Source organism: Paludibacterium denitrificans (assembly GCF_009707705.1).
Taxonomy (GTDB): domain Bacteria; phylum Pseudomonadota; class Gammaproteobacteria; order Burkholderiales; family Chromobacteriaceae; genus Paludibacterium_A; species Paludibacterium_A denitrificans.
Genome location: NZ_WLYX01000001.1, coordinates 661295 through 680639, shown reverse-complemented (window position 1 = coordinate 680639; position 19345 = coordinate 661295). Strand labels below are relative to the sequence as shown.

At 58.6% G+C, this 19345-nt stretch carries 27 protein-coding genes and 3 pseudogenes; 5 read left to right on the top strand and 25 right to left on the bottom strand.

Annotated features, from left to right (window positions below):
- Positions 1-100: 100 nt before the first annotated feature.
- From GKE73_RS04665 to GKE73_RS04650, 5 genes and pseudogenes are all read right to left on the bottom strand, one after another.
- Entirely contained in the window at positions 101-319 is a 219-nt protein-coding gene (locus GKE73_RS04665; RefSeq protein ID WP_230369275.1) for a type 1 glutamine amidotransferase family protein, read from the bottom strand.
- On the bottom strand, positions 316-789 hold the full coding sequence (locus tag GKE73_RS04660; protein ID WP_230369274.1) for a type 1 glutamine amidotransferase domain-containing protein: 474 nt from the start codon (positions 787-789) through the stop codon (positions 316-318). The genes GKE73_RS04665 and GKE73_RS04660 overlap by 4 nt, the downstream gene beginning before the upstream one ends.
- 93 nt (positions 790-882) lie before the next feature.
- Positions 883-1699: pseudogene (gene nemA / locus GKE73_RS04655) on the bottom strand (N-ethylmaleimide reductase).
- A 59-nt stretch (positions 1700-1758) separates the two neighbouring features.
- Positions 1759-1992, bottom strand: a complete 234-nt coding sequence (locus GKE73_RS22515; RefSeq protein ID WP_280954766.1) for an oxidoreductase — start codon at positions 1990-1992, stop codon at positions 1759-1761.
- Between the two features lie 270 nt (positions 1993-2262).
- Positions 2263-2772 carry a TetR/AcrR family transcriptional regulator gene (locus GKE73_RS04650; protein ID WP_230369273.1) on the bottom strand — a complete coding sequence of 170 codons (510 nt, stop codon included), beginning with the start codon at positions 2770-2772 and terminating at the stop codon, positions 2263-2265.
- 757 nt (positions 2773-3529) lie between these two features.
- Between GKE73_RS04650 and GKE73_RS04645 the strand changes: the two genes are divergently transcribed.
- Together GKE73_RS04645 and GKE73_RS04640 are read left to right on the top strand one after the other, a co-directional pair.
- Entirely contained in the window at positions 3530-4597 is a 1068-nt protein-coding gene (locus GKE73_RS04645) for an autotransporter-associated beta strand repeat-containing protein (RefSeq protein WP_230369272.1), read from the top strand.
- A 9-nt stretch (positions 4598-4606) separates the two neighbouring features.
- Complete coding sequence (locus GKE73_RS04640) at positions 4607-5464, top strand: autotransporter outer membrane beta-barrel domain-containing protein (protein WP_230369271.1); 858 nt, start codon at positions 4607-4609, stop codon at positions 5462-5464.
- A gap of 207 nt (positions 5465-5671) precedes the next feature.
- Here the strand turns inward: GKE73_RS04640 and GKE73_RS04635 are convergent, their stop codons facing one another.
- The 4 genes from GKE73_RS04635 to GKE73_RS04620 form a co-directional block, all read right to left on the bottom strand.
- Positions 5672-5956, bottom strand: coding sequence for a hypothetical protein (locus GKE73_RS04635; RefSeq protein WP_230369270.1), 285 nt, complete (start codon positions 5954-5956; stop codon positions 5672-5674).
- 106 nt (positions 5957-6062) lie between these two features.
- Positions 6063-6920 (bottom strand): tetratricopeptide repeat protein, encoded by an 858-nt coding sequence (locus GKE73_RS04630; RefSeq protein ID WP_230369269.1) that lies wholly within the window; start codon positions 6918-6920, stop codon positions 6063-6065.
- Between the two features lie 38 nt (positions 6921-6958).
- Positions 6959-8263, bottom strand: a complete 1305-nt coding sequence (locus tag GKE73_RS24535) for a diguanylate cyclase domain-containing protein (protein WP_230369268.1) — start codon at positions 8261-8263, stop codon at positions 6959-6961.
- The gene (locus GKE73_RS04620; RefSeq protein WP_230369267.1) at positions 8184-8540 is read right to left on the bottom strand and encodes a hypothetical protein; all 357 of its coding nucleotides are present in this window, start codon (positions 8538-8540) and stop codon (positions 8184-8186) included. Before GKE73_RS04620 ends, GKE73_RS24535 begins: the two co-directional genes overlap by 80 nt.
- A gap of 253 nt (positions 8541-8793) precedes the next feature.
- Here GKE73_RS04620 and GKE73_RS22510 point away from each other — a divergent pair.
- The 3 genes and pseudogenes from GKE73_RS22510 to acpA all read left to right on the top strand — a co-directional run.
- Positions 8794-8952 (top strand): annotated as a pseudogene (locus GKE73_RS22510) (hypothetical protein); the annotation flags it as partial.
- A 74-nt stretch (positions 8953-9026) separates the two neighbouring features.
- On the top strand, positions 9027-9482 hold the full coding sequence (locus tag GKE73_RS04615; protein ID WP_280954765.1) for an alkaline phosphatase family protein: 456 nt from the start codon (positions 9027-9029) through the stop codon (positions 9480-9482).
- Complete coding sequence (acpA, locus tag GKE73_RS04610) at positions 9479-10243, top strand: acid phosphatase (protein WP_230369266.1); 765 nt, start codon at positions 9479-9481, stop codon at positions 10241-10243. The genes GKE73_RS04615 and acpA overlap by 4 nt, the downstream gene beginning before the upstream one ends.
- Before the next feature lie 145 nt (positions 10244-10388).
- On the opposite strand, the gene GKE73_RS04605 is transcribed toward acpA, so the two are convergent.
- The 16 genes and pseudogenes from GKE73_RS04605 to GKE73_RS26450 form a co-directional block, all read right to left on the bottom strand.
- On the bottom strand, positions 10389-10736 hold the full coding sequence (locus tag GKE73_RS04605; protein WP_230369265.1) for a hypothetical protein: 348 nt from the start codon (positions 10734-10736) through the stop codon (positions 10389-10391).
- Positions 10702-11256: a radical SAM protein gene (locus GKE73_RS04600; protein WP_230369264.1), complete on the bottom strand. Its 555-nt coding sequence runs from the start codon at positions 11254-11256 to the stop codon at positions 10702-10704. Before GKE73_RS04600 ends, GKE73_RS04605 begins: the two co-directional genes overlap by 35 nt.
- Positions 11205-11681: a radical SAM protein gene (locus tag GKE73_RS04595; RefSeq protein ID WP_230369263.1), complete on the bottom strand. Its 477-nt coding sequence runs from the start codon at positions 11679-11681 to the stop codon at positions 11205-11207. The genes GKE73_RS04600 and GKE73_RS04595 overlap by 52 nt, the downstream gene beginning before the upstream one ends.
- Positions 11666-11800: a hypothetical protein gene (locus tag GKE73_RS22505; protein WP_280954764.1), complete on the bottom strand. Its 135-nt coding sequence runs from the start codon at positions 11798-11800 to the stop codon at positions 11666-11668. Before GKE73_RS22505 ends, GKE73_RS04595 begins: the two co-directional genes overlap by 16 nt.
- A gap of 17 nt (positions 11801-11817) precedes the next feature.
- A complete protein-coding gene (locus GKE73_RS04590; protein ID WP_230369262.1) occupies positions 11818-12354 on the bottom strand; it encodes a hypothetical protein in 537 nt (178 codons plus the stop codon).
- Between the two features lie 164 nt (positions 12355-12518).
- Positions 12519-12953: a hypothetical protein gene (locus tag GKE73_RS04585; protein WP_230369261.1), complete on the bottom strand. Its 435-nt coding sequence runs from the start codon at positions 12951-12953 to the stop codon at positions 12519-12521.
- Between the two features lie 55 nt (positions 12954-13008).
- Positions 13009-13164 (bottom strand): c-type heme family protein, encoded by a 156-nt coding sequence (locus GKE73_RS04580; RefSeq protein WP_230369260.1) that lies wholly within the window; start codon positions 13162-13164, stop codon positions 13009-13011.
- Complete coding sequence (locus tag GKE73_RS04575) at positions 13146-13496, bottom strand: hypothetical protein (RefSeq protein WP_230369259.1); 351 nt, start codon at positions 13494-13496, stop codon at positions 13146-13148. The genes GKE73_RS04580 and GKE73_RS04575 overlap by 19 nt, the downstream gene beginning before the upstream one ends.
- Before the next feature lie 284 nt (positions 13497-13780).
- Positions 13781-14080: a hypothetical protein gene (locus tag GKE73_RS04570; RefSeq protein WP_230369258.1), complete on the bottom strand. Its 300-nt coding sequence runs from the start codon at positions 14078-14080 to the stop codon at positions 13781-13783.
- A 158-nt stretch (positions 14081-14238) separates the two neighbouring features.
- On the bottom strand, positions 14239-14670 hold the full coding sequence (locus GKE73_RS04565) for a diguanylate cyclase domain-containing protein (protein ID WP_230369257.1): 432 nt from the start codon (positions 14668-14670) through the stop codon (positions 14239-14241).
- On the bottom strand, positions 14624-15100 hold the full coding sequence (locus GKE73_RS04560; protein ID WP_230369256.1) for a PAS domain S-box protein: 477 nt from the start codon (positions 15098-15100) through the stop codon (positions 14624-14626). Before GKE73_RS04560 ends, GKE73_RS04565 begins: the two co-directional genes overlap by 47 nt.
- Positions 15051-15941: a PAS domain-containing protein gene (locus tag GKE73_RS04555; protein ID WP_230369255.1), complete on the bottom strand. Its 891-nt coding sequence runs from the start codon at positions 15939-15941 to the stop codon at positions 15051-15053. The genes GKE73_RS04560 and GKE73_RS04555 overlap by 50 nt, the downstream gene beginning before the upstream one ends.
- A 32-nt stretch (positions 15942-15973) precedes the next feature.
- Positions 15974-16123, bottom strand: coding sequence for a PDC sensor domain-containing protein (locus GKE73_RS04550; RefSeq protein ID WP_230369254.1), 150 nt, complete (start codon positions 16121-16123; stop codon positions 15974-15976).
- 46 nt (positions 16124-16169) lie between these two features.
- Complete coding sequence (locus GKE73_RS04545; RefSeq protein WP_230369253.1) at positions 16170-16868, bottom strand: PDC sensor domain-containing protein; 699 nt, start codon at positions 16866-16868, stop codon at positions 16170-16172.
- 293 nt (positions 16869-17161) lie between these two features.
- Positions 17162-17965, bottom strand: coding sequence for a methyl-accepting chemotaxis protein (locus GKE73_RS26455; protein WP_446686349.1), 804 nt, complete (start codon positions 17963-17965; stop codon positions 17162-17164).
- Positions 17966-17977: 12 nt separating this feature from the next.
- A pseudogene (locus tag GKE73_RS26450) lies at positions 17978-19087 on the bottom strand (FIST signal transduction protein); the annotation flags it as partial.
- Between the last annotated feature and the right edge of the window lie 258 nt (positions 19088-19345).

Genomic DNA, 19345 nt, shown 5'->3' with positions numbered 1-19345 from the left:
AAAGCCTGTAAATTTACCAGAAGCGCCCCGGTACAGCCAGTTTTGCCAACGGTTTGCCGATGATCTGGCGGCCGGTTTCAGGCCGTTGTGGCTTGTCCGGTCACTGTTCGGCCAACATGGCCAGCAGCTTGTCGGCCACGCCTTCGGACGAAGCCGGATTCTGGCCGGTAACCAGTCGTCCATCCTGTAGTACAAACGGCCCCCAATCCGGCCCTTTTTCATAGATGCCCTGCTGCGCCTTGAGTGCATCTTCCACCAGCAGCGGCACTACCTGCGTTAGCTGTACCGCGTCTTCTTCGCTGTTGGAAAAGCCGGTCACGCGCTTGCATTAGCCACCAGCGGTTTACCGTCCGCCTGATGGGCATGAATCAACGCGGCCGAGGCATGGCAGACCGCCCCAACCGGTTTGTCGGCGCGGACAAAGGCATCAATGAGGGCGATGGAGTGCGGGTTATCCACCAGATCCCACAGCGGGCCGTGGCCGCCGGGGTAAAACACGGCATCGAAGTCGTTGGCGTTGACCTCGGCCAGCTTCAAGGTGGCGGCCAGTTTAGCTTGCAGAGCGCTGTCATGATTGAAGCGCTCGGTGGCGGGCGTTTGGAAATCCGGCAGAGCGCTTTTCGGGTCGATCGGCGGCTGGCCGCCCTGAGGCGAGGCCAGCGTGATCGTTACACCCTGATCAGCCAGCCGATAGTAGGGCGCGGCAAATTCTTCAATCCAGAAACCGGTCGGCTGGCCGGTGTCACCCAGCCGGTTATGGCTGGTCAGAACAAACAGTACGTTGGGCATGATGAGCTCCTGAATACCGGCCACCTTGATCGAAGGTGGCCGTGTAAGCAAAACACGGTAAGCGTGATGGCTTAAGCCGTGGCAGACGGCAGGTTAGTTGCCCGCCTGTTCCAGCGTTGGGTAGTCGGTATACCCCTTGGCATCGCCGCCATAGAACGTGGCGAAATCCGGCTCGTTGAGCGGCGCATTGCGGCGCAGGCGCTCGGCCAGGTCCGAGTTGGCGATATAGCTGCGGCCAAAGGCAGCGGCATCGATATAGCCCTTGCCGATCAGGGTTTCCGCTTTCTCGGCAGTATAGCCACCGGCACCGATGATGACGCCCGGATAGCGCTGACGTACGGCGGCGCGGAAGGCTTCGGTAAAGGCTGGGCCACCCGCCCAGTCCGGTTCGGAAATATGCAGGAACGCCAGCTTGCGCTTGGCCAGCTGTTCCACCGGGTAATACGCCATCTCTTCCTGACCGACATCGGAGAGGCCGTTGAAGATGCCTAGCGGTGAAATGCGGATACCAACATGATCGGCATCCCATTCCGCCACGATGGCATCCACCACTTCCAGCACCAGACGTGCGCGGTTTTCGATGCTGCCGCCGTAGGCGTCGGTGCGATGGTTGGCTTCCGGCGACAGGAACTGATGCAGCAAGTAGCCATGCGCGGCATGGATTTCCACCAGGTCAAAGGGCGCGACGCGCATTATCGGTGGCGCGGCGGTAGTCTTCGATCAGGTCTTCGATCTCGGCGCTTTCCAGCGCGCGCGGGGTATCGCAAGGCACGCGAGCCAAGCTGCCATCCGGCTGGCGCACGTTGGTGTTGCTGTCGGCCTTGATGGCAGAAGGGGCAACCGGCGCTTCACCATCGGGTTGCAGCGAACGGTGAGAAATGCGGCCGGTATGCCACAACTGCAGCGCCATCAAGCCACCGGCAGCGTGTACCGAATCATTCACCGCTTTCCAGGGCTTGTACCTGCGCTTCACTGTAAATGCCGGGCGCGCTTAAGATAGCCTTTGGCCGTGGGGGAAATGTGCGTACCCTCGGCAATCAGCAAGCCGCCACTGGCGCGCTGGGTGTAATACTCCACCGCCAGAGCGGTCGGCACGTCACCCGGTTCGGTATTGCGCAGGCGGGTAAGCGGCGCCATGACGATGCGGTTTTTCAGGGTGACAGCACCTACCTTGAGCGGGGTAAATAATTTGTCAGCGTTCATCGTGGTCTCCTGTAAGGAAAGGCAAAGCCGGATGTCCGGAAAGATCGTGTCAGGGTTGCGGCCAGCGACTGGCTATTTTCTGGTTCAAGACTAGACCGAAAATAAGTAGACCAGTCGTCTAGTTTCTGTTGCAAAAAAAACCGTCGGCCATGACGGTCTTGTTTGGCTAAATTGCGTATTACTGCGGCATCTTCAGCAGTGCCCGGGTTTGTGCCTGCACCACCTGCATCGGTGCCCGGCTGTGATGCACCTTGAACAACAACGCGCTGCCTACCCACAAACTGTACAGCGCGCTGGCGGTTTCGTCGGCGGGCAGCTGGGTGCAAAGCGAACCTTGTTGCTGCCCCGGCGGATGCAATCGGCCAGCCGTTGCACCACGCGACCCATGCCCTCAGCCAGCGCTTCACGCATCGGTTCGGACAAGTCGGACACCTCCGCCGCGAGTTTGATGGCCAGACAACTTTGCGACTGCTCGTCGCAGCATTTGTGGGTGTCCAGCCAGCCATCAAAGTAAGCCAGCAACCGGTCGCGTGCGCTACCTTCGCCTTGCTGTAACTGCTGTTGCAAGCGTGCGTCGTAGTGTTCGAAATAGCGCTGCAACAGCTCTACCCCAAAACCTTCCTTGGAGCGGAAGTAATGGTAAAACGACCCCTTGGGCACACCCGCGCTACCCAGGATTTCGGCCAACCCTACGGCCGCAAACCCCTTGCCGAGGATGATGGCTTCACCGGTGGCTAACAAGTGCTCGCGCGTATCGGAAAACTGACTGACTCGTGACATGGGGTGATTTTAATAGACCGATCGTCTAGTTTGCAAGGGATTTGTGCAGAAGCTGGGTGAACCACCGGTGTCTCGTTGTTTGTTGCAGCAAGATTAAAATAGAAAAATTTAAATTAAAAAGCAATTTCTATTAAATGTCGGCATTGGTTTTAACTGGTTTTTATTTGCGAGCGAGTTGATAAGAAGTATCGGCGGATTGTGATGCATTTAGGCTAATTAATCTGGAAATTAGGTTGTTCCGAATATTGTTTTTGCGTAAAGTGATTGTTCCCACACACAGTTATTACCCCCACTGAAACTCCATGAAGCTCAGATCAACATTCCGTCATCAAAAATTAAAATGGCTCACGGCATTAATCCTGATTGGTGCAGCAAGTTTTTCCCCTGCGGCCACGGTGACTTTTAACGGTCAAACTTACACAGTTTCTACTTTTACCGGCTCTTACGATAGTAATACCTCATATTTTAATACCACCTATATGCCGTGGTATGGCAGTAGCTCTTTTGCTGGTGATGCGGCTTTGTCTTTAGGGCCTCAATTGGGATTTCCCAATTGGTGGGACAGTTTCAGCCCTTATTTTGCTGCAGGACTGGTAACACAAACACCATTCTATGATCCTGTAGAGTGTGGGCTGACGCATATAATGTGTGGTGGACCATCGGTTACCTACATTGATAATCACTATAACAGTACTTATGTTCCGGTAGTGCAGCTTCTGGTTGGTATGATCTCTCTGACACGGTGGTATATGCTTATGTGCCACAACAGGTTGCTACTAATATCACTAGTGGTGCCACGCTCAATTCTTCTGGCTTGGGATCAACGGTAAATCCAGCGTTTGATGGTGGTACGCTAAAGGTGTCGGCGGCAGGAACGGTCAGCGCTGATTTCACCGTTTCCAGTCGCAACGGCACCATTGACCAGAACGGTAATACGTCAACATGGTCCGGTGACATTCAAGACCTTGCACCCGGTGTGCCCGGGAAATTAACCATTATCAATAGTGGCGCTGCCGGACAAGGCTATGTTGACCTCTCTGGGGTCAATACGTATTCCGGCGGAACCGAGGTCGATGCCGGGGCTGTGCTCAGGATTTCAGATCCTCGTTCGTTAGGGACGGGGGGCTTGGCTCTGGTCGGGTCAGCCACCACTCCGGCAACATTACGAACGACGGCAAACATGACCATCAGCACCCCCGTTTCCGTTGCAGGCGACCCGGTATTTAGCGTCGCTCCCGGCACGACGCTGACGGTGAGTAGCCCGATTACCGATGGCTCCATGGCTGGGGATGTCGTGGTGGATGGTGGCGGCACTCTCAATTTAACCGCTGCCAATACCTATACCGGCCCGACAACGATCAATGCGGGTTCCACTCTTGCCCTGACGGGTAATAATGCGTCGATCAGCACGTCTTCGGCCGTGACCAACAACGGCATCCTGGATTTGCGAAATGCCAATCCGGCTGGCGTTTCTTTCAGTGGTAGTTATACCCAAGGTAGTACCGGGGCATTGAGAATGGCCGGAGCTCCCGGGGCTTTCCAGAAAGTCAGTATTGCCGGTGCCGCGACTCTTAATGGTGTGCTTGATCTGACGGCGGCTCAGGGCAACTATGCCATTGGCCGTTATGTCCTGATTGAGGCATCAGGAGGGCGTTCAGGAACATTCTCGACCTTTAGTAATAACCTTGCTGGTGTGACTCGCCTTGGTTATCTGCTCGGTTACGATGCTAATCAGGTGTACTTGGACCTGACGCCCGCTGCTGACGACACCCTGCAACAGGTTCGCCGTAATGCCAGCGGCCTGCTATCTGTTATCAATACTTAAGCGGCGGCTTTGCAAACGGCACTGTCTTATGATTGCACTGTTTTTGACGTCAACAATGTTTGTGTCAGTGCCGGGGGACGGTACAGTTATTCAGCCCAAGACGCGATTGCCAATCAGGGCGGACTGGTAACGTTAGCTTATCGTCCAACGTCCCAGACACGACTGGGTGTCTTTGTCGATCAGCCGCTGGATACCAAGGGCAGCAGCACCATCTCTCAACGTTTTACTCAGCCGACATTTGGCTTGTTTGGCAACTGGATGCTTAACCCCGATGGCCATGGTCTGAATGTTCAAGGCTCTGCCGCTTTTTCATCCAGTGATCTGACGGTCAAACGCCTCGCATCGGCGACAACGGAAGATGGGCAAGGCAAGAGTGCGTTAACCGGCCAAGCTTATTCCCTCCGCTTAAATTATGTTGATCCATTGACGGGGAGTGTGACGCTGATCCCTTATGTGGGAGTGCGTTCCACTCGCATGGCAATGGGGGCCTACAGTGAAGACACCTCATCACAGACGATCTGGCCGGTAAGCTATAACAAAATGGTGCAGGACAGCTTTGCTGTTATTGCCGGTTCTGATATTTCGCTGCGTCTGATGGATAAATGGACGGCTAATGTCGGGGTTGGGGTTCAGCAATATCTGCACTACAAGATGGATCATTACACTGGTGTCAGCAACATTCCTAATGTAACCAGCTTCAACATGCCGATGGGGCATAAGGGTGACATGCTTGCCATGGCCAACGCGGGAGCAATTTATGATGTTGGCAAGGCACAGCAGGTTGCGCTAACTGCTTATTGGCAACAACACGCGTCTTATTCCAAAGGCACGACTTCTTTGTTGGCAACGTGGTCGGCGGGTTTCTGACGCTACACTGACTGAAGACCGTGGCTTTGCTTTCGGCGTCCCATGCTTGCACGGGATATCACCGGGGTTGGCCGAACGCGGGCTAACCCGCCATTACCCAGTCCTGCAGGCACCCCGTCAACTCAGTGATGACGGGGTGCCATCCTCCTCCCGGCTGGCGGAACAGTCGCATCACGTCGGGGTACCAGGGCGAGTCGCTGCGTCCGGTCAGCCAGCGCCAATCGGTGCGATAGTCCGGCAGCAGCAGCCAGCAAGGCTTACCCAGTGCAGCCTAGCCAGATGGGCGACGGCGGTATCGACGCTAATGACCAGATCGAGCGCGCTGATGAGCGCGGCCGTGTCGGCAAAATCTTGCAGCTCTGCGCCCAGCGGCAACACGTTTAGCCCCGCTGGCGGGCGGAGGGCTTCGTCTTCGCCCGCGCCTTTTTGCAGGCTGACCAACTGTATGCCGGGAACGGACGATAGCGGGGCGAGGCAGTTCAGACCAGGCAAGGAGCGGTCTGCATCATTCTCAAATAACGGGTTTCCCTTCCAGACCAAACCAACGTGCTTAATGCTGCCGGTCAGGCGCAGGCGCCATTGGCGGGCCTTGGCCGGGTCAGCGGCGAGATAGGGCAGGGCCGCCGGAATGCTGTCCAGGGCGGGTATGGCATAGCCCGGGCAGGCTGAGGGGTGGTGTCCAGTAATCCCAGCCGGATTGCGGGATGGTATCGTGAAAAGACAGTACCTCATCGACATCCGCCAAGGTGGCAAACAGCGTTTTTAGCCCCGGATGGCAAATGATGGAAACCCGTGCCGCTCCCATGGCTTTGAGTTGTGTGGCGTAGCGGCAGAACTGGATCATGTCTCCATGGCCAGCCTCAAAGCCAATCACCACGGTTTTACCGGTCAGCGCCTCACCTTGCCAGCGCGGAAAAGTGAAGTGGTGCGATAAGGCGCCGTAATCATGCCTTGCTTCCAGATAGCGCCAGCCTTCGTCAAAACGGCCTTGCCGCAGCAGCACATAGCTCAGGTTGAAACGGGCTTTGCCATAATCCGGGTCCAACGCCAGAGCGGTGCGATAGCAGTGTTCGGCTTCCTCTTCGCGTTTGCAGCAGGCGAGCAATACGCCCAGATTTGACCACAGCGGGGCGGATTGCGGAGCAAAAGCCAAGGCGTGCCGATAGATGGCTTCGGATTCGTCAAAGCGTTTACTCTCCATCAGCAACGCGCCCAGATTCAGATGGATCTGCAGGTTCTGCGGTAATAGCGCCAGTGCCCGGCGGTAGCTATGCTCGGCCTCTTGCAGACAGGCTTTGGCCTGCAGAAAGCCAAGGTTGGCGTGGGCTTCGGCCAACTCCGGCTCGTAGACCAGCGCTTGGCTAAAGCACTGCAGCGCGGCGGCATCATCGCCAGTGGCCATCAACTGGTTGCCTTGCTGAAACAAGGCTTCGGCGCGCAGAAAAGAATCAGACATGGCTGGCGGTGTGGCAATCAGGCGGCGAAATATCCACCTCAGGCCGGTTGTGAAGACGGCGCCAGCGTGTGGATCACATAGCGGCCGCGTCCGGCATTTTTGGCTTGATACATGGCTTGGTCGGCGGCCAGTAGCAGGCTATCCGAGGTGCTGAAACCGTCGCCCAGCGCGATGCCGATGGACACCCCTACCACGCATTCGCTATCGCCCAGCATGACCGGTGTTTTCAGGGTATCGATACATTTTGCCGCGACCACGCTGGCGGCTTGCTCGGCCTTGTCGCCCGGGCTGCTGAGCAGCAGGACAAACTCATCTCCGCCAATGCGAGCCGGGGTATCCGCCTGACGCACGATCAGAGCAAAGCGGTCGGCCACTTGTCGTAATGCCTCATCGCCTGCTTCGTGGCCAAGGTTGTCGTTGATCTGCTTGAAGCCATCGAGGTCGAGAAACAACACGGCGACGTGCTGATTATTGCGTTGGGCCTGAGCTAGCAGCTGGTGCAGGCGGTCGGCAAGCAAGGCCCGGTTGGGCAGGCCGGTGAGTTTGTCGTGATGCGCCAGATAAGCTAGCTCGGCCTGATTGTCGTTTAACTTGCTTAACAGGCGGTTGAACGCCATGAGCAGATGGCCGACTTCATCGTGGCGTCCCACCGGTAAGGGTTCGAGCGGCAAATCGCCACGGGTCATGCGCTCGGCACGATCCACGGCGTGGAACAGCGGGCGAAAGACAAAATACAGCCCAAGCGCCGACAGGAACATAAACGCCGTGGTCGCCATGATGGCGTTTTTCACCAGAAAGTGCTGCAAGCGGCCGATGGTGGCAAACGCGTCACGGCTGGGCAAATGCGCCACCACAAACCAGCCGACGCTGGGCACGGAAACCATGGCCGAGACTTCTTCCTCGCCCCGTGCGTTGACGGTGATACCCGTGCCGCGAAAGCCCGCCATGGCCCGATCATGCAGCGGATTGACGCCGGGGGCTGGCGTGGGTTTTAGCTCCATGTCCGGTGACGAGGAGGAAACAAACAATTTGTCTTGGGGCGAAATCAGCAAGAAGCCGCCACTGCTGTCGCCAATCCGGCTGTGGCGCAAGGCATCGAGGAAACCCGGCGCAGTCAGGGCGGTGACGCCTACCAGCACAGCCGGTGGTTGTGCCTGACCACTGGCGATGGGCGCCGCCATGGGTAGTATTGGCTCGTTGGCGGTATGCCCCATGGCCGGGCGGCCAATACGCACATAGCCTGCCAGTGCGGCCTGTACGTAATCACGGCTGGCGTAATTGGTGCGCGCACGGCGCGGCAGCGCCGGATAGTCGGCAATCACCGCCCCGTTTTTGTCGACCACGAATAACCCGGCGGAGAATAGCTGCTGGTAGCTGTAATGTTCTTTCAACCAGGGCGCGCAGACGTTCCGGCTCGCTGAGCAGGTTTACCGGCAGCGACGTGGCAAGGCGTGTCAGCATGGTCTGCCGTTGCACGATTTTTTCATCGATATCGTGGGCAATGTAGCTGGCCAGCGCCAATTGCTGGCTTTCCACCACGTTTCCCAGATCATCGTGCAGGAAATGGGTGAGCGTGTAATAGCGAGCGACTGTGCCAAGCGTCACAATGCAGAGCGCCAAAAGCAACAGGCGTGTGACAACGCTATCGAGGAGGCGACGGAGGGTCATACGGTCTGGGTAATGATTCTTTAATGCGAAGTGTACCTGAGCCGCAGGTATTTGTTCTGCTTACTAACAGATAAACCGCTGGCAGATGGCAAGATTGAGACGATGGTGTGGGCGCTGTTATCCGCATGGGATGCTGTCATCAACTGATCATACTGCCAAGGCATGATAGGCCTGTTTCCCATTCCTGCATTTGGGTCAATCTATCATGCATCTCTCTTTGCACAAGGCTGTTTTGCTGCCTTTGTTGGGCTTGGCGCTGACAACGCTGGGGCACACGGCCGAGGCGCGTCCTTCCCACCTCGACAAGATTCAGCACGTGATCGTCATCTACGGAGAAAACCGTAGTTTTGACAACCTGTACGGCCTGTTCCCCGGTGCCGACGGGATTGCGCAGGCATTAAAGCATTACCAGCCGCAGGCCGACCTGAATGGCCGGTGTTGGCAAGCTTGCCCCCGGTGTGGAAAAAGGGTGAGCAGCCAGATACGTCCTATCCGGCCGCTTTGCCGAACCAACCGTTCCGGCTGGATGATGCCGCAATCGGCAAGCCGCTCAATTCTGCCACCCGCGATCTGGTGCACCGTTTTTACCAGAACCGGGAGCAGATCAACGGTGGCAAGAATGACCGTTTTGCCGCGCTGTCGGATGCCGGTGGTCTGGCCATGGGCTATTACGACGGCTCGAGCCTGCCCATGTGGCAACTGGCCGTGCAATACACCTTGGCCGATCATTTCTTCATGGGCGCGTTTGGTGGCTCGTTCCTGAATCACATGTGGCTGGTGTGCGCCTGTACGCCAGAGTTCCAGTCGGCCCCGGACAGCATGCGCGCCAAGGTGGATGCGCAAGGCCGGTTGTTGCGCAAGGCCGATTCGCCTCTGCCGCGCAGGGGCCAGTGAAACTGCATGATGGCGCGGTGACGCCGGATGGTTATGCGGTCAACACCACGCAACCGCCGTATCAGCCGAGCGGCATCCCGCCCAAGGCCGAGGGCGACCCAACCATGGCTGATCCGGCCAAGCATCCGTTACCGGCGCAAAGTTTGCCCACCATTGGTGACCGGCTCACGGCCAAGGGTATCAGCTGGGCCTGGTATGCCGGTGGCTGGAAGACGGCGCTGCAAGACCGCAGCAAGATCTATAACGATGGCGAGGTCAATTTCCAGCCGCACCATCAGCCGTTCAACTATTTTGCCAACTATGCACCGGGTACGGCCGCGCGGGCAGAACACCTGAAAGATGGCGCAGATTTCCTCGCGGCGATTGATGCCGGGACGCTGCCGCAAGTGGCATTCTACAAGCCGCAGGGCAATCTGAACGAACATCCGGGCTATACCGATGTGATGTCGGGCGATGCCCACATTGCCCAGATCGTGAAGCGCATCCGCGCCAGCAAGCTGTGGCCGCATACCGTCATCATCGTTACCTATGATGAAAACGGTGGTTTCTGGGACCATGTGGCGCCGCCCAAGGGGGACCGCTGGGGGCCGGGCACACGCGTGCCAACCCTGATCATTTCGCCCTATGCCAAGAAGGGCTATGTGGATCATACCGTCTACGATACGACCTCCATCCTCAAGTTTCTGACGCACCGTTTCCGCTTGCAGCCGTTGCCGGGCGTGCGTGCCAATGTCGGGGATTTTAGCCAGGCGTTTAACTAGAGCCGCGTTGGGTTTCTCTGATTGGCCAGCCGGTGACGGCTGGCCTTTTTTCTGTCTGCCGCAAGCCAGCGTGCGGGCTTTTTCGGCCAACTAGCGAGGTGGTCAGCCCGGGCACCCCAGCATGCTCTGGCCGAACGCAGCGATATCAGTAGCTGGCCAGTGCGCGGGCGATGAAGTGGCGCGGCACACGCGGGCGTGGCACGCGGCCGCTAAACCAGCGCCGTACATCCTCATCCAGCCCGATGCCGTGCATGTAGTTGTATAGCGCCTTGTTGAGCGCACGGCCCATGGCGTTGTGATCGGTGCCGGTGGGATCGATGAAACCGACGTCGTTCTTGGCAAAGGTCACCGGCGGCAAGGATTGTAGCGTAACGCCATATTCTTCCGGGTGCTGCCCCACCGGCGAATGCACGGTGCAGGCAAAGCGGTGGAAGAAGCCGGACTGGATACAGCCGTTATCAAATAACTGGCGCACGTATTCCAGCGCATCCACCGTGTCCTGCACTGTCTGCGTGGGAAAGCCGTACATCAGGTAGGCATGCACCAGCACGCAACACCTCGGTAAAACTGTGGGTGACGCGCGCCACCTGTTCCACCGAGACGCCTTTTTTCATCAGCTTGAGCAGCCGGTCCGAGGCCACTTCCAGCCCGCCGGAAATGGCGATGCAGCCGCTGTCGGCCAGTAGCTGGCACAGCTCCGGGGTAAAGGACTTTTCGAAACGGATATTGCCCCACCACGAAATCGCCACATTGCGGCGCAGCAGTTCTTCGGCCAACGCCCGAAGCATCTTGGGCGGTGCGGCTTCGTCAACAAAGTGAAAGCCGGTTTGCCCGGTTTCGGCAATGATGGCCTCGATGCGGTCCACCAGCGTGGCGGCCGTGGCGGTTTCGTAGCGCGAGATATAGTCCAGCGTGATGTCGCAAAAGCTGCATTTCTTCCAGTAGCAGCCGTGCGCCACGGTCAGCTTGTTCCAGCGTCCGTCCGACCACAGTCGGTGCATCGGGTTGAGCATGTCGAGCAGCGACAGGTAACGGTCGATCGGCAGGCCGTCCCGGTTGGTGTGCCCACCTCGGCAAACGGGATGTTGGCCTCCATCAGGTTGACGTAGCGCACCTCGCCGTTGTCGCGCAGATAGGTGCGCACCAGCCGCGAGGCCGAACGCTGGCCCTGCAGGTGTTCCAGAATGGCGAGAATCGGTTTTTCGCCATCATCCAGCGTGACGAAGTCGAAATAGTCGAATACGCGTGGCTCTTTCAGCTCACGCAGTTCGGTATTGACGAAGCCGCCACCCAGCGCTGTTTTGATGTTCGGCCAACGTGTCTTGATGCTTTGTGCGATACGGAAGGCGGCGTAGACCGAGCCGGGAAATGGCACCGACAGCAACACCAGATCGGGTTGCTGCTGTTCGACGGTTTCCAGCGTCAGCTGATGCAGCATCTCGTCCACCAGCGTGGGCGGTGCCGCCAGCGCGCCAGTGGCTCGAAGGTGGGCTGGCTCATGGCCAGCGATTCGGCATAACGCACAAACTCGAAGCGCGCATCCACCGCTTCGCGCACCACGTCTGCAAGGTCATTCAGATAGAGCGTGGCCAGATGACGGGCACGGTCCTGCTGGCCCAGTGCACCAAAGGCCCGGACAGCGGGTCGCCACCTTCCGGGTCATCCGGATCGACATACACGTCCAGCGAGGCAAAACGGCTGCCTTCCGGCAAAAACTGGCGGCTGCAGATGCGGTGTGCAACGGTGGAATCACGCCCTTGCAGAAAGCCGATGACCGGGCCGATGGTCGCCAGATAGCGCGGAAACTGCGCCATAAATTCCTGCACCTGAGCACTGCGTTGTTGGTGCGGCATGGCGTCGATACGCGCGTGCATGGCCTGCAAACCCGCGGGGGAAAACAACCGCAACACCAGCGCCAGCGCCAGATCGGCTTGCTGGGCCGGGATCTGCCGTGAGCGCAAAAAACCGGTGAGATAGGCGGTAGAGGGGTAGGGCGTGTTGAGCTGTGTCATCGGCGGGATGAGCGACAGCACGCGCGGCATGGTGTTCAGCATGTTGGCCTCACCAGCGTGAAGTGGCGCGGCCAGGGCGCCGTTGTCAGTCCATGGCATGGGTCCAGTCTCCGGGAGCGGCGCTGGCCGCAGGCGTTGAGGATGTCATGGCGCCAACCGAGTGGCGCGGGAGGCGGAGCATACCATTGCCACCGCGCCAAGCGGGAGGACTTTATGGCTGGCAGCGGCCGGACGTCGCGTGACGGCAACGCCCGGTTGCCCAATCAGGGCTGGCTTGGCGGCAGCATCACGCCGTGGTCCAGTAGCCGGGAGCGATCCAGCTCCCATTCCACATGTTTGATGCCGGGCTGCGACAGCACCAGTGCGCGGGCTTCGCCTTGTACCCGGGCCATGCGCGCCTGTGCGGCCATGAAGTCCGGATCGTTATCTGATGCCCCGGCCAGTTTGGGTTCGATCGTGCCAATCACGCTGACCACCGGGACATCCGGCGAGCGCGGGGTGGAGAGGTAGGCGGTGTCGCCTTCTACCCGTACTACGTGGAAAGGATAGGGGTAGTGCTGCAGCGCGCTACTGCCACGCTGGGCGATGACGTCATTGAGCGCGCTGACCTTGGGATCGGTGCGCAGTACAAACAGGTAAAACAGCAGCGCCAGCAGCAAGAACACCGCCCATTTCATCCGGCGAGAAAGCTTGGGCATGGAGTGATTTCCAGAAACGGGCCGTCAGACGGCCCAAGGTTGGCCGAAACCGGCGTTACGGCAGCGGCCGGGTGATCGACACCGCACCACGGATCATGCCCGGCTGATAACCGGTGGCCTTGTCGTGCGGATAACTGCGTTGCAATGCCTGCCGCACTTCGGTGGGAATCTGCTCGGCCGGGCCATGGCAGGTCAGGCACATCGGTTGCATGGGAATGGCCTTGACGTAGCGCTGATAGCGGCCCCGGCGCGGTGATGATTTCGGCGTGTTGCAGGTTGGCGGGAGCGGCGCCGTTCTTGGCTTGGGCATCGAAATTCAGCAATTGCTGCTGTTCCCGAGGCATCCGGCAGGCCCAGCATCGGGTTGCGCACCTTGAGGCTGACACGGGTGACTTTCCAGCCGTTTTCCCGCGACAGTTCACCTGCTAGTTGCGGCGCCAGATCCTTGCACACGCCAATGGCGGCGACTGGGCCATGCGTGGACATTTCCTGTTTCAGTGCCGTACCCAAGCGCTGCAACAGGCGATTGGCCGCGTCTTGCAACGGGGCGATTTCCGGAGCGGGATCGGCCGCCGGGCGGACACACTGAAGCTGGCAAGAACAAGAGCGAGAGCGGGGCGCAACATGTGCATACTCCTAATATTATATAAATTTATATTTTATAAGCGTAACCGCTAATCATGACATTAACAAGAGGGGAAACCGGCAGGACGTGGCGGGAGTGCTGGTGATGTGTTGCGTGGGGGCTTTAGCGCATGGCAAACCATGCCCGGTGGACGGAGGAGGGGCATATCACGCCCCGAGCCGCTCCGGGCTGGTATGGTGGATTAATAGTTGGCCAGATGGGCGCGCTTGATGCGCACGATCTTGTCGATGGTGATCAGGTCGTGCAGGATTTTGATGGCCTTGGCGTTCTTGCTGTTGAGCAGCCCCTGATGCAGGCGGCTTTCCAGCTCCTTGGCATCGCCCTTGTCATTCAGCGGGACGGGAAACAGCAGGCGGATGGCATCGGCATCAATCTCGCGGGTGCCCATCGGTTGGTTGCTGCCGTCGGCTGACTCAAGAAAAATCTTGTATTTGCCATTTTTCGTGAGCGCTGCCCCGATCAGTTTGATTGCTTGTTCCATGTTTACTCGCGAGACTTTCAATAATAAGCGGCTAGGGTACAACGTCCCCGCCGTGTTGGGCGATTTTAGTGCACAGTCCATACCGGCTCATGTGCCGAGCCGGGTTTGTCAGGTTGGCCGAAAAACCTGTTGAAGGCGCTGCCAGAGTCGCGGTCGGCTCACGCCGGAACGTCCTCACATCCAGCTGTGGTGTCGTGGCTGGCACAACGCCAGTTGCCGCGCCCGGCCTGCTTGGCCTGATACATCGCCGCATCGGCGCGGGCAATCAGTGCCTCGGCCGTGCTGGCGTCTTCCGGGAATACGCTGATCCCGATGCTGCAAGAAATATCGATGAGGTTGTCGTCAATCTTGAACGGCTGCGACAGCACCGAAACAATCTTCTGCGCCACCACCGCCGGGCTGTCGGTTTGCTCAAGATCCGGCAGCACCACGACAAACTCATCGCCGCCCAGCCGGGCAATGGTGTCTTCTTCGCGCAAGCTGTGTTCCAGCCGCTGGGCCACCTGACGCAGCAGGGCATCGCCGGTGGCATGGCCATACTGGTCATTGACCGGCTTGAAGCGGTCCAGATCGATAAACAGCAGTGCCACGATGGCCTGTTTGCGCGCAGCCCTGGGCGATGGCGTTTTTCAGGCGGTCTTCCAGTCGCTTGCGATTGGCCAGCCCGGTCAGGTCGTCAAAATTGGCCTGACGCCAGACCGTTTCCGCCTCATGCTTGAGAGAGGTGATGTCGCTGAACATCGCCACATGTCGGCGGCCATGTCCCCGCCGTTCTGGCACCACGGTAATCCGCAGCCACTCGACAAACAGGCTGCCGTCTTTGCGGCGGTTATACACCTCGCCTTCCCAATGGCCGTCATGCTGGATGTGGTGCCACATTTCGGCGTAAAACGCTGCATCGTGCTGACCGGAAGCCAGCACGGAAGGCATCTGGCCGATGATGTCATGCGGTTCATAACCGGTTAGCAGGCTAAAGGCCGGATTGACCGCGATGATGCGGTTTTCGGCATTCGTAACCATGATGCCTTCGCCAGCCACCTCGAACACCGACTGAGCCAGCCGCAGCGATTCTTCCGCGTCCACCAATTGGGTGATGTCGGCAAACGACAAGACCGCGACACCGGCATAGGCGTGGCTGGCGGCCAGCAGCGGACGGCTGTTGCACAGCAGCCAGGTGCGTGAGCCATCGGCCTTGGCTACGCCAAACAGCGCACTGGGTCAGATGCTCGCCGCGCGCCGCTTGTCGCGAGGGGTAATCGTGTGGCGCCAACGCTTCGCCATTGGCATCCAGCAATACTGAGCGGCGGGTTTGCAATGCGTCGGCGCTGACACCAAGAATGCTCAAGGCCGCGCTGTTCCACGAGGTAATTTCGCCGTCGCCGTTGATCACCACCACGCCTTCGGCGATGGTCAGAAACAGGCTGCGGTGCAACTCCTCGCTGGCCGACAGGCGGCGCTCCAGCTCGTGACGCGTGGTCACGTCGTGGATGATGGCGAAGATCAGGGTCTTGCCTTCGATTTCTACCGGACCGGCATACACCTCGACATCGCGCTCCTCACCCGAGGTCAGACGGTGGCGCAGATTGAAATAAGTGCGTTGCTCGGTTTGCGCCGCGTGCATTTCGGCCAACAATGCCTCGACCGGCAGACAGTCGATGTTGGCCATGCCCATGCCCAGCAGCTGCTCGCGTGTATAGCCGTAATACGCCGCGGCGGCAGGGTTGGCATCGACGATCATGCCATTGGCCGGGTTGATCACCAGCTTGACCGAGGTGTTCTTCTGGAAGAACGAGCGGTAGCGCTTTTCGCTCGCCGCCAGAAACTGCTGCTGGCGCGCTGCACGTAACAGCAACAGCGACACAATGCTGGCCAGCGCAAGTACCAGCGCGCTGCTTAAGCCAGCGCCCGCTGCCAGCCGTCCTGGCTTTCCTGTTGCACCGGTAACAGCGCGGCCGCTTCGTCGATACCAACGGTAACCACGATCGGATAGTGCGTGCCGCGGCGCCGGGCATAAATGCGTTTGATCTGGTCGAAGGCCGCCACCGCGTGGAAGATGCCTTGCTGGCGGGCGTGCGGCCCGATAAACGGCTTAGCTGGCGGGTACGGTTTTACCCAATGCGGTGGTCAGGTTGGGGGTGCGCGCCAGATAGGCACCATCGCTACGAAACAGCGAAATCACATTTTGTGGGTGCGGGTCGAGGCTGTTATGGCTATCGGCAAAGTAGCGCGGCGACAGCGCCACCACCATGACTCCGACAAATTTCCCCTGACGCTGGATGGGGCGCGACAGGTGGATTAACCATGTTCCGGTGGCGCGATCCCAAACCGGGTGGCTGATAAACAGCTGATCGTCCGTGCTGTTGCGCAAAACCCGGAAATACTCGCGCTCGCCAAGGTAGGTGTGCGTTGGCGCGCCGCTGCTCGACCATGACCGATAACCATCAGCATCGATCACCTCGATGTTTTTCACGGTATCAGCTGAAAAATTATGAAAGATCGAGCGCGCATCATTGGCGATGGAACGGCCGTCTTCATATTCATCGCACAGGTGTTGCAGCGCGAAATCCACCAGCTGAATCATCGCTTCCGTCTGCCCGGCGACGGCACCGGCGAGCGTGCTGACGCGCTGCTCGACCTGACGCTGTGTGTCGTGCTGCAGGTGGGTGGTGGATACCTCAAGACGCCAACAATAAATGCCGATGGCGCAAATGGTCAGTGCCAGTGTTGCCAGCGCGAGCGCACGCAGGCGAGCCGTGGCTTGCCCTTCCAGAGGCGTATTGACCGTCATTGTGCAGGGGTCTGGGCGGCGGCCCGGAGGGAAAAACCAGTCGGAAATGTTGCCGTAAGGAGGGGTAATGCCATGATCCAGAAAGACTTTGCCGTGTACAGTAAGCGATTATGACATGGCAGCCGCCCGGCCGGTCAGGTAATTTCAAGTGAGAGTAGTTGGCCGAAAAACGCCGCAGCGCTGTTCTGCAGGGCGGTGCCACGCACAACAAACAGGCGGCCATGCTTCAGCCGTAGCTGGTGCATGGCCGCCTGTCGCCCGCAGTCAGGGCAATCGTGTAAGTGCCGTGGGGGTTACTGTTTTTCCAGCGCCAGAATCGCGTTCATTTCGCGATCCACTTCGCTCATGCGCTGATACAACTCCTCGGTATGCATCAGCATGTCGTCCACACGGTGCTGGCTGGTTTGCGAGGTATCGGCCAGCGCCTGCAGCGTGGTTACCATCTGCGTCATTTCGTTGGCAAAGTGGTGTACGTGATCGCTCATTACCCGCATGTCGCCGCCTACCTGCTTCACCCCGGCCATCACGTGATCCACCGCGCCGCCGGTGGCATCCAGATTGGACTGGGTGGTATTGGCCAGTTTGCGCACTTCGTCGGCGACAACGGCAAAACCGCGGCCTGCTTCACCGGCACGGGCGGCTTCAATCGCCGCGTTGAGCGCCAGCAGGTTGGTCTGTTCGGCAATTTTCTTGATCATCAGCATCACATCGCCAATCTGCCGGGCATCGGTTTCCAGCAATTCGATGCGCTTGCCCACGCTGGTGGAAACCTGATTACCCGCTTCCACGTCGCTGGAGAATTGCTGAATCTGCTGCTGGATGGCCAACAGGCTGGCCACCAGTTCGCGCGTGGTGTCGCGGAACACCGGCAGGCTTTCCATCAACTGGCTGGCAAAGGTCTTGTAGCCTTGCAGTTCGGTGATGACGCGGCTCTTCATCTGGTCGATCATGCTGGCACGTTGCACTTCGCGGCTATAGAAATAGTTTTTGAAGTTGGCGTAGTGCACCGGGAAGCGCTGTACAAAATCGTCGTGGAACGTGCCGTCAGCCCGATAAAAGAACAAGGCAGTCAGCGTCTGGTTGATGTTCACCCCCAGCAGTTCGCCAAAGGTGGAGAACCCGGCGGTGGGGATATCGCCGTAGACATTGCAGCGCGACAAGGCGTTGGCATTGTTGAGGCGGCGCAGGATGCAGTCATTCAGCAGCCCGCCCACCGGCACCGGCTTGCCCCGGCTGAAGTTGGTAAAATCCTGCCGGGTGCGCTCGGCCAGATCTTCCTGTTTTACCAGATGCAGGGTTTCGCCAAACGAGAGGTCACAGGCAAACTGCAGCAGCCGCTTCTTGGTATCCACCGCCAGTACCGAGCGGACAAACAGCTCGTTCTTGATCTTGATGCCAAAGCTGTAGCTGGCCAGCTTGTTGGCGACGTCACTTTCGGCGCAGTTGAAGTGTTTGGCCAGTACCTCGAGCACGTTGCTGATCTGGCCATTCTGGTTAAAGACCGATGTCACCTGGCGCAGCTCGGTATTGGCTTCGGCAATGGTGAAACTGACCCCGGTCTCCCGGAAGTTCTGCGATTTGAACACGCCGTAGCGATAGCCTTTGGCCATCTTGATGAAGACCAGCACGGCATGGCCGTCTTTGGTCGACTGGCCGTCATGCAGCCGCGTCATGGAAAAATCCAGCGGGCCACCGGCCGAGCCGCCCACAAACAGCAGCGGGAAACGGTCCGATTCGTACACCGCTTCCATCAGGTAGCTTTCGCTGTTGGAAAGCCCGTCTATCAGGGTCAGGACAAAGCCTTCTTCACAGCTCATGTCAAACGGTGGCGATACGCGCGACAGCGCTTCATTCAGGCGGCGCAGGCGCTCGCTGTGGCGCAGGGTAGGCGTGCCACTTTTGATGTCTTCACAGGCGAGCGGCACGCTGGCGACATACACATCGCTGACCAGACGCTCGTCAAACAGCTGGAACACCATGCTTTGCCATTGGCCATTGGTAAGCAGATAAAGCGCATCGTTGGCCGAAAGCGAACACAATTCGCCCGCCGTGGTGGACAGCACCACCTTGGCATTGGGGAATGCCGTGGCGGCGTTACGCGCCACCTGATCCAGATCCGCACCGGGGTTGATGTAACCCAGCACCAGACGCACCGACGCACTTCCCGCATCGGTCAACGCGCGCACGTAATTGGCATTATCGGTACGGATAATGCCCATTTCCTGCGATCCCGCCGCGTGGCGCTCGGCGCTGGTGTTGGCTGGTTGTGTCTGGGAGTGTTTTTTGAAGAAAAACATAATGCGTTCCTCTGGCCATGATGGCGCGGTCAGATAATCATTTTTATTGAAAATGCTTTGTTGATTAAAGCAGTTTTCTGTCTCGTCGAGTGAGCCGTTTCAGTATGCATCAGGTTTTTTGTCGTCGATTTTGATGCATGACATCAACTACTCACTATATATCAAATTATCAACTGTACT

Bases quoted from the DNA above. Each gene is read 5' to 3' on its own strand.
- GKE73_RS04545 (WP_230369253.1), bottom strand. From the start codon at position 16,868: ATGACGGTCAATACGCCTCTGGAAGGGCAAGCCACGGCTCGCCTGCGT.
- GKE73_RS04650 (WP_230369273.1), bottom strand. From the start codon at position 2,772: ATGTCACGAGTCAGTCAGTTTTCCGATACGCGCGAGCACTTGTTAGCC.
- GKE73_RS04660 (WP_230369274.1), bottom strand. From the start codon at position 789: ATGCCCAACGTACTGTTTGTTCTGACCAGCCATAACCGGCTGGGTGAC.
- GKE73_RS04600 (WP_230369264.1), bottom strand. From the start codon at position 11,256: ATGCTCAACCCGATGCACCGACTGTGGTCGGACGGACGCTGGAACAAG.
- GKE73_RS04595 (WP_230369263.1), bottom strand. From the start codon at position 11,681: ATGCTGCATCAGCTGACGCTGGAAACCGTCGAACAGCAGCAACCCGAT.
- GKE73_RS04630 (WP_230369269.1), bottom strand. From the start codon at position 6,920: ATGTCTGATTCTTTTCTGCGCGCCGAAGCCTTGTTTCAGCAAGGCAAC.
- GKE73_RS04590 (WP_230369262.1), bottom strand. From the start codon at position 12,354: ATGCCATGGACTGACAACGGCGCCCTGGCCGCGCCACTTCACGCTGGT.
- GKE73_RS04585 (WP_230369261.1), bottom strand. From the start codon at position 12,953: ATGCCCAAGCTTTCTCGCCGGATGAAATGGGCGGTGTTCTTGCTGCTG.
- GKE73_RS04560 (WP_230369256.1), bottom strand. From the start codon at position 15,100: ATGGTTACGAATGCCGAAAACCGCATCATCGCGGTCAATCCGGCCTTT.
- GKE73_RS04580 (WP_230369260.1), bottom strand. From the start codon at position 13,164: ATGCAACCGATGTGCCTGACCTGCCATGGCCCGGCCGAGCAGATTCCC.
- GKE73_RS04570 (WP_230369258.1), bottom strand. From the start codon at position 14,080: ATGGAACAAGCAATCAAACTGATCGGGGCAGCGCTCACGAAAAATGGC.
- GKE73_RS22515 (WP_280954766.1), bottom strand. From the start codon at position 1,992: ATGAACGCTGACAAATTATTTACCCCGCTCAAGGTAGGTGCTGTCACC.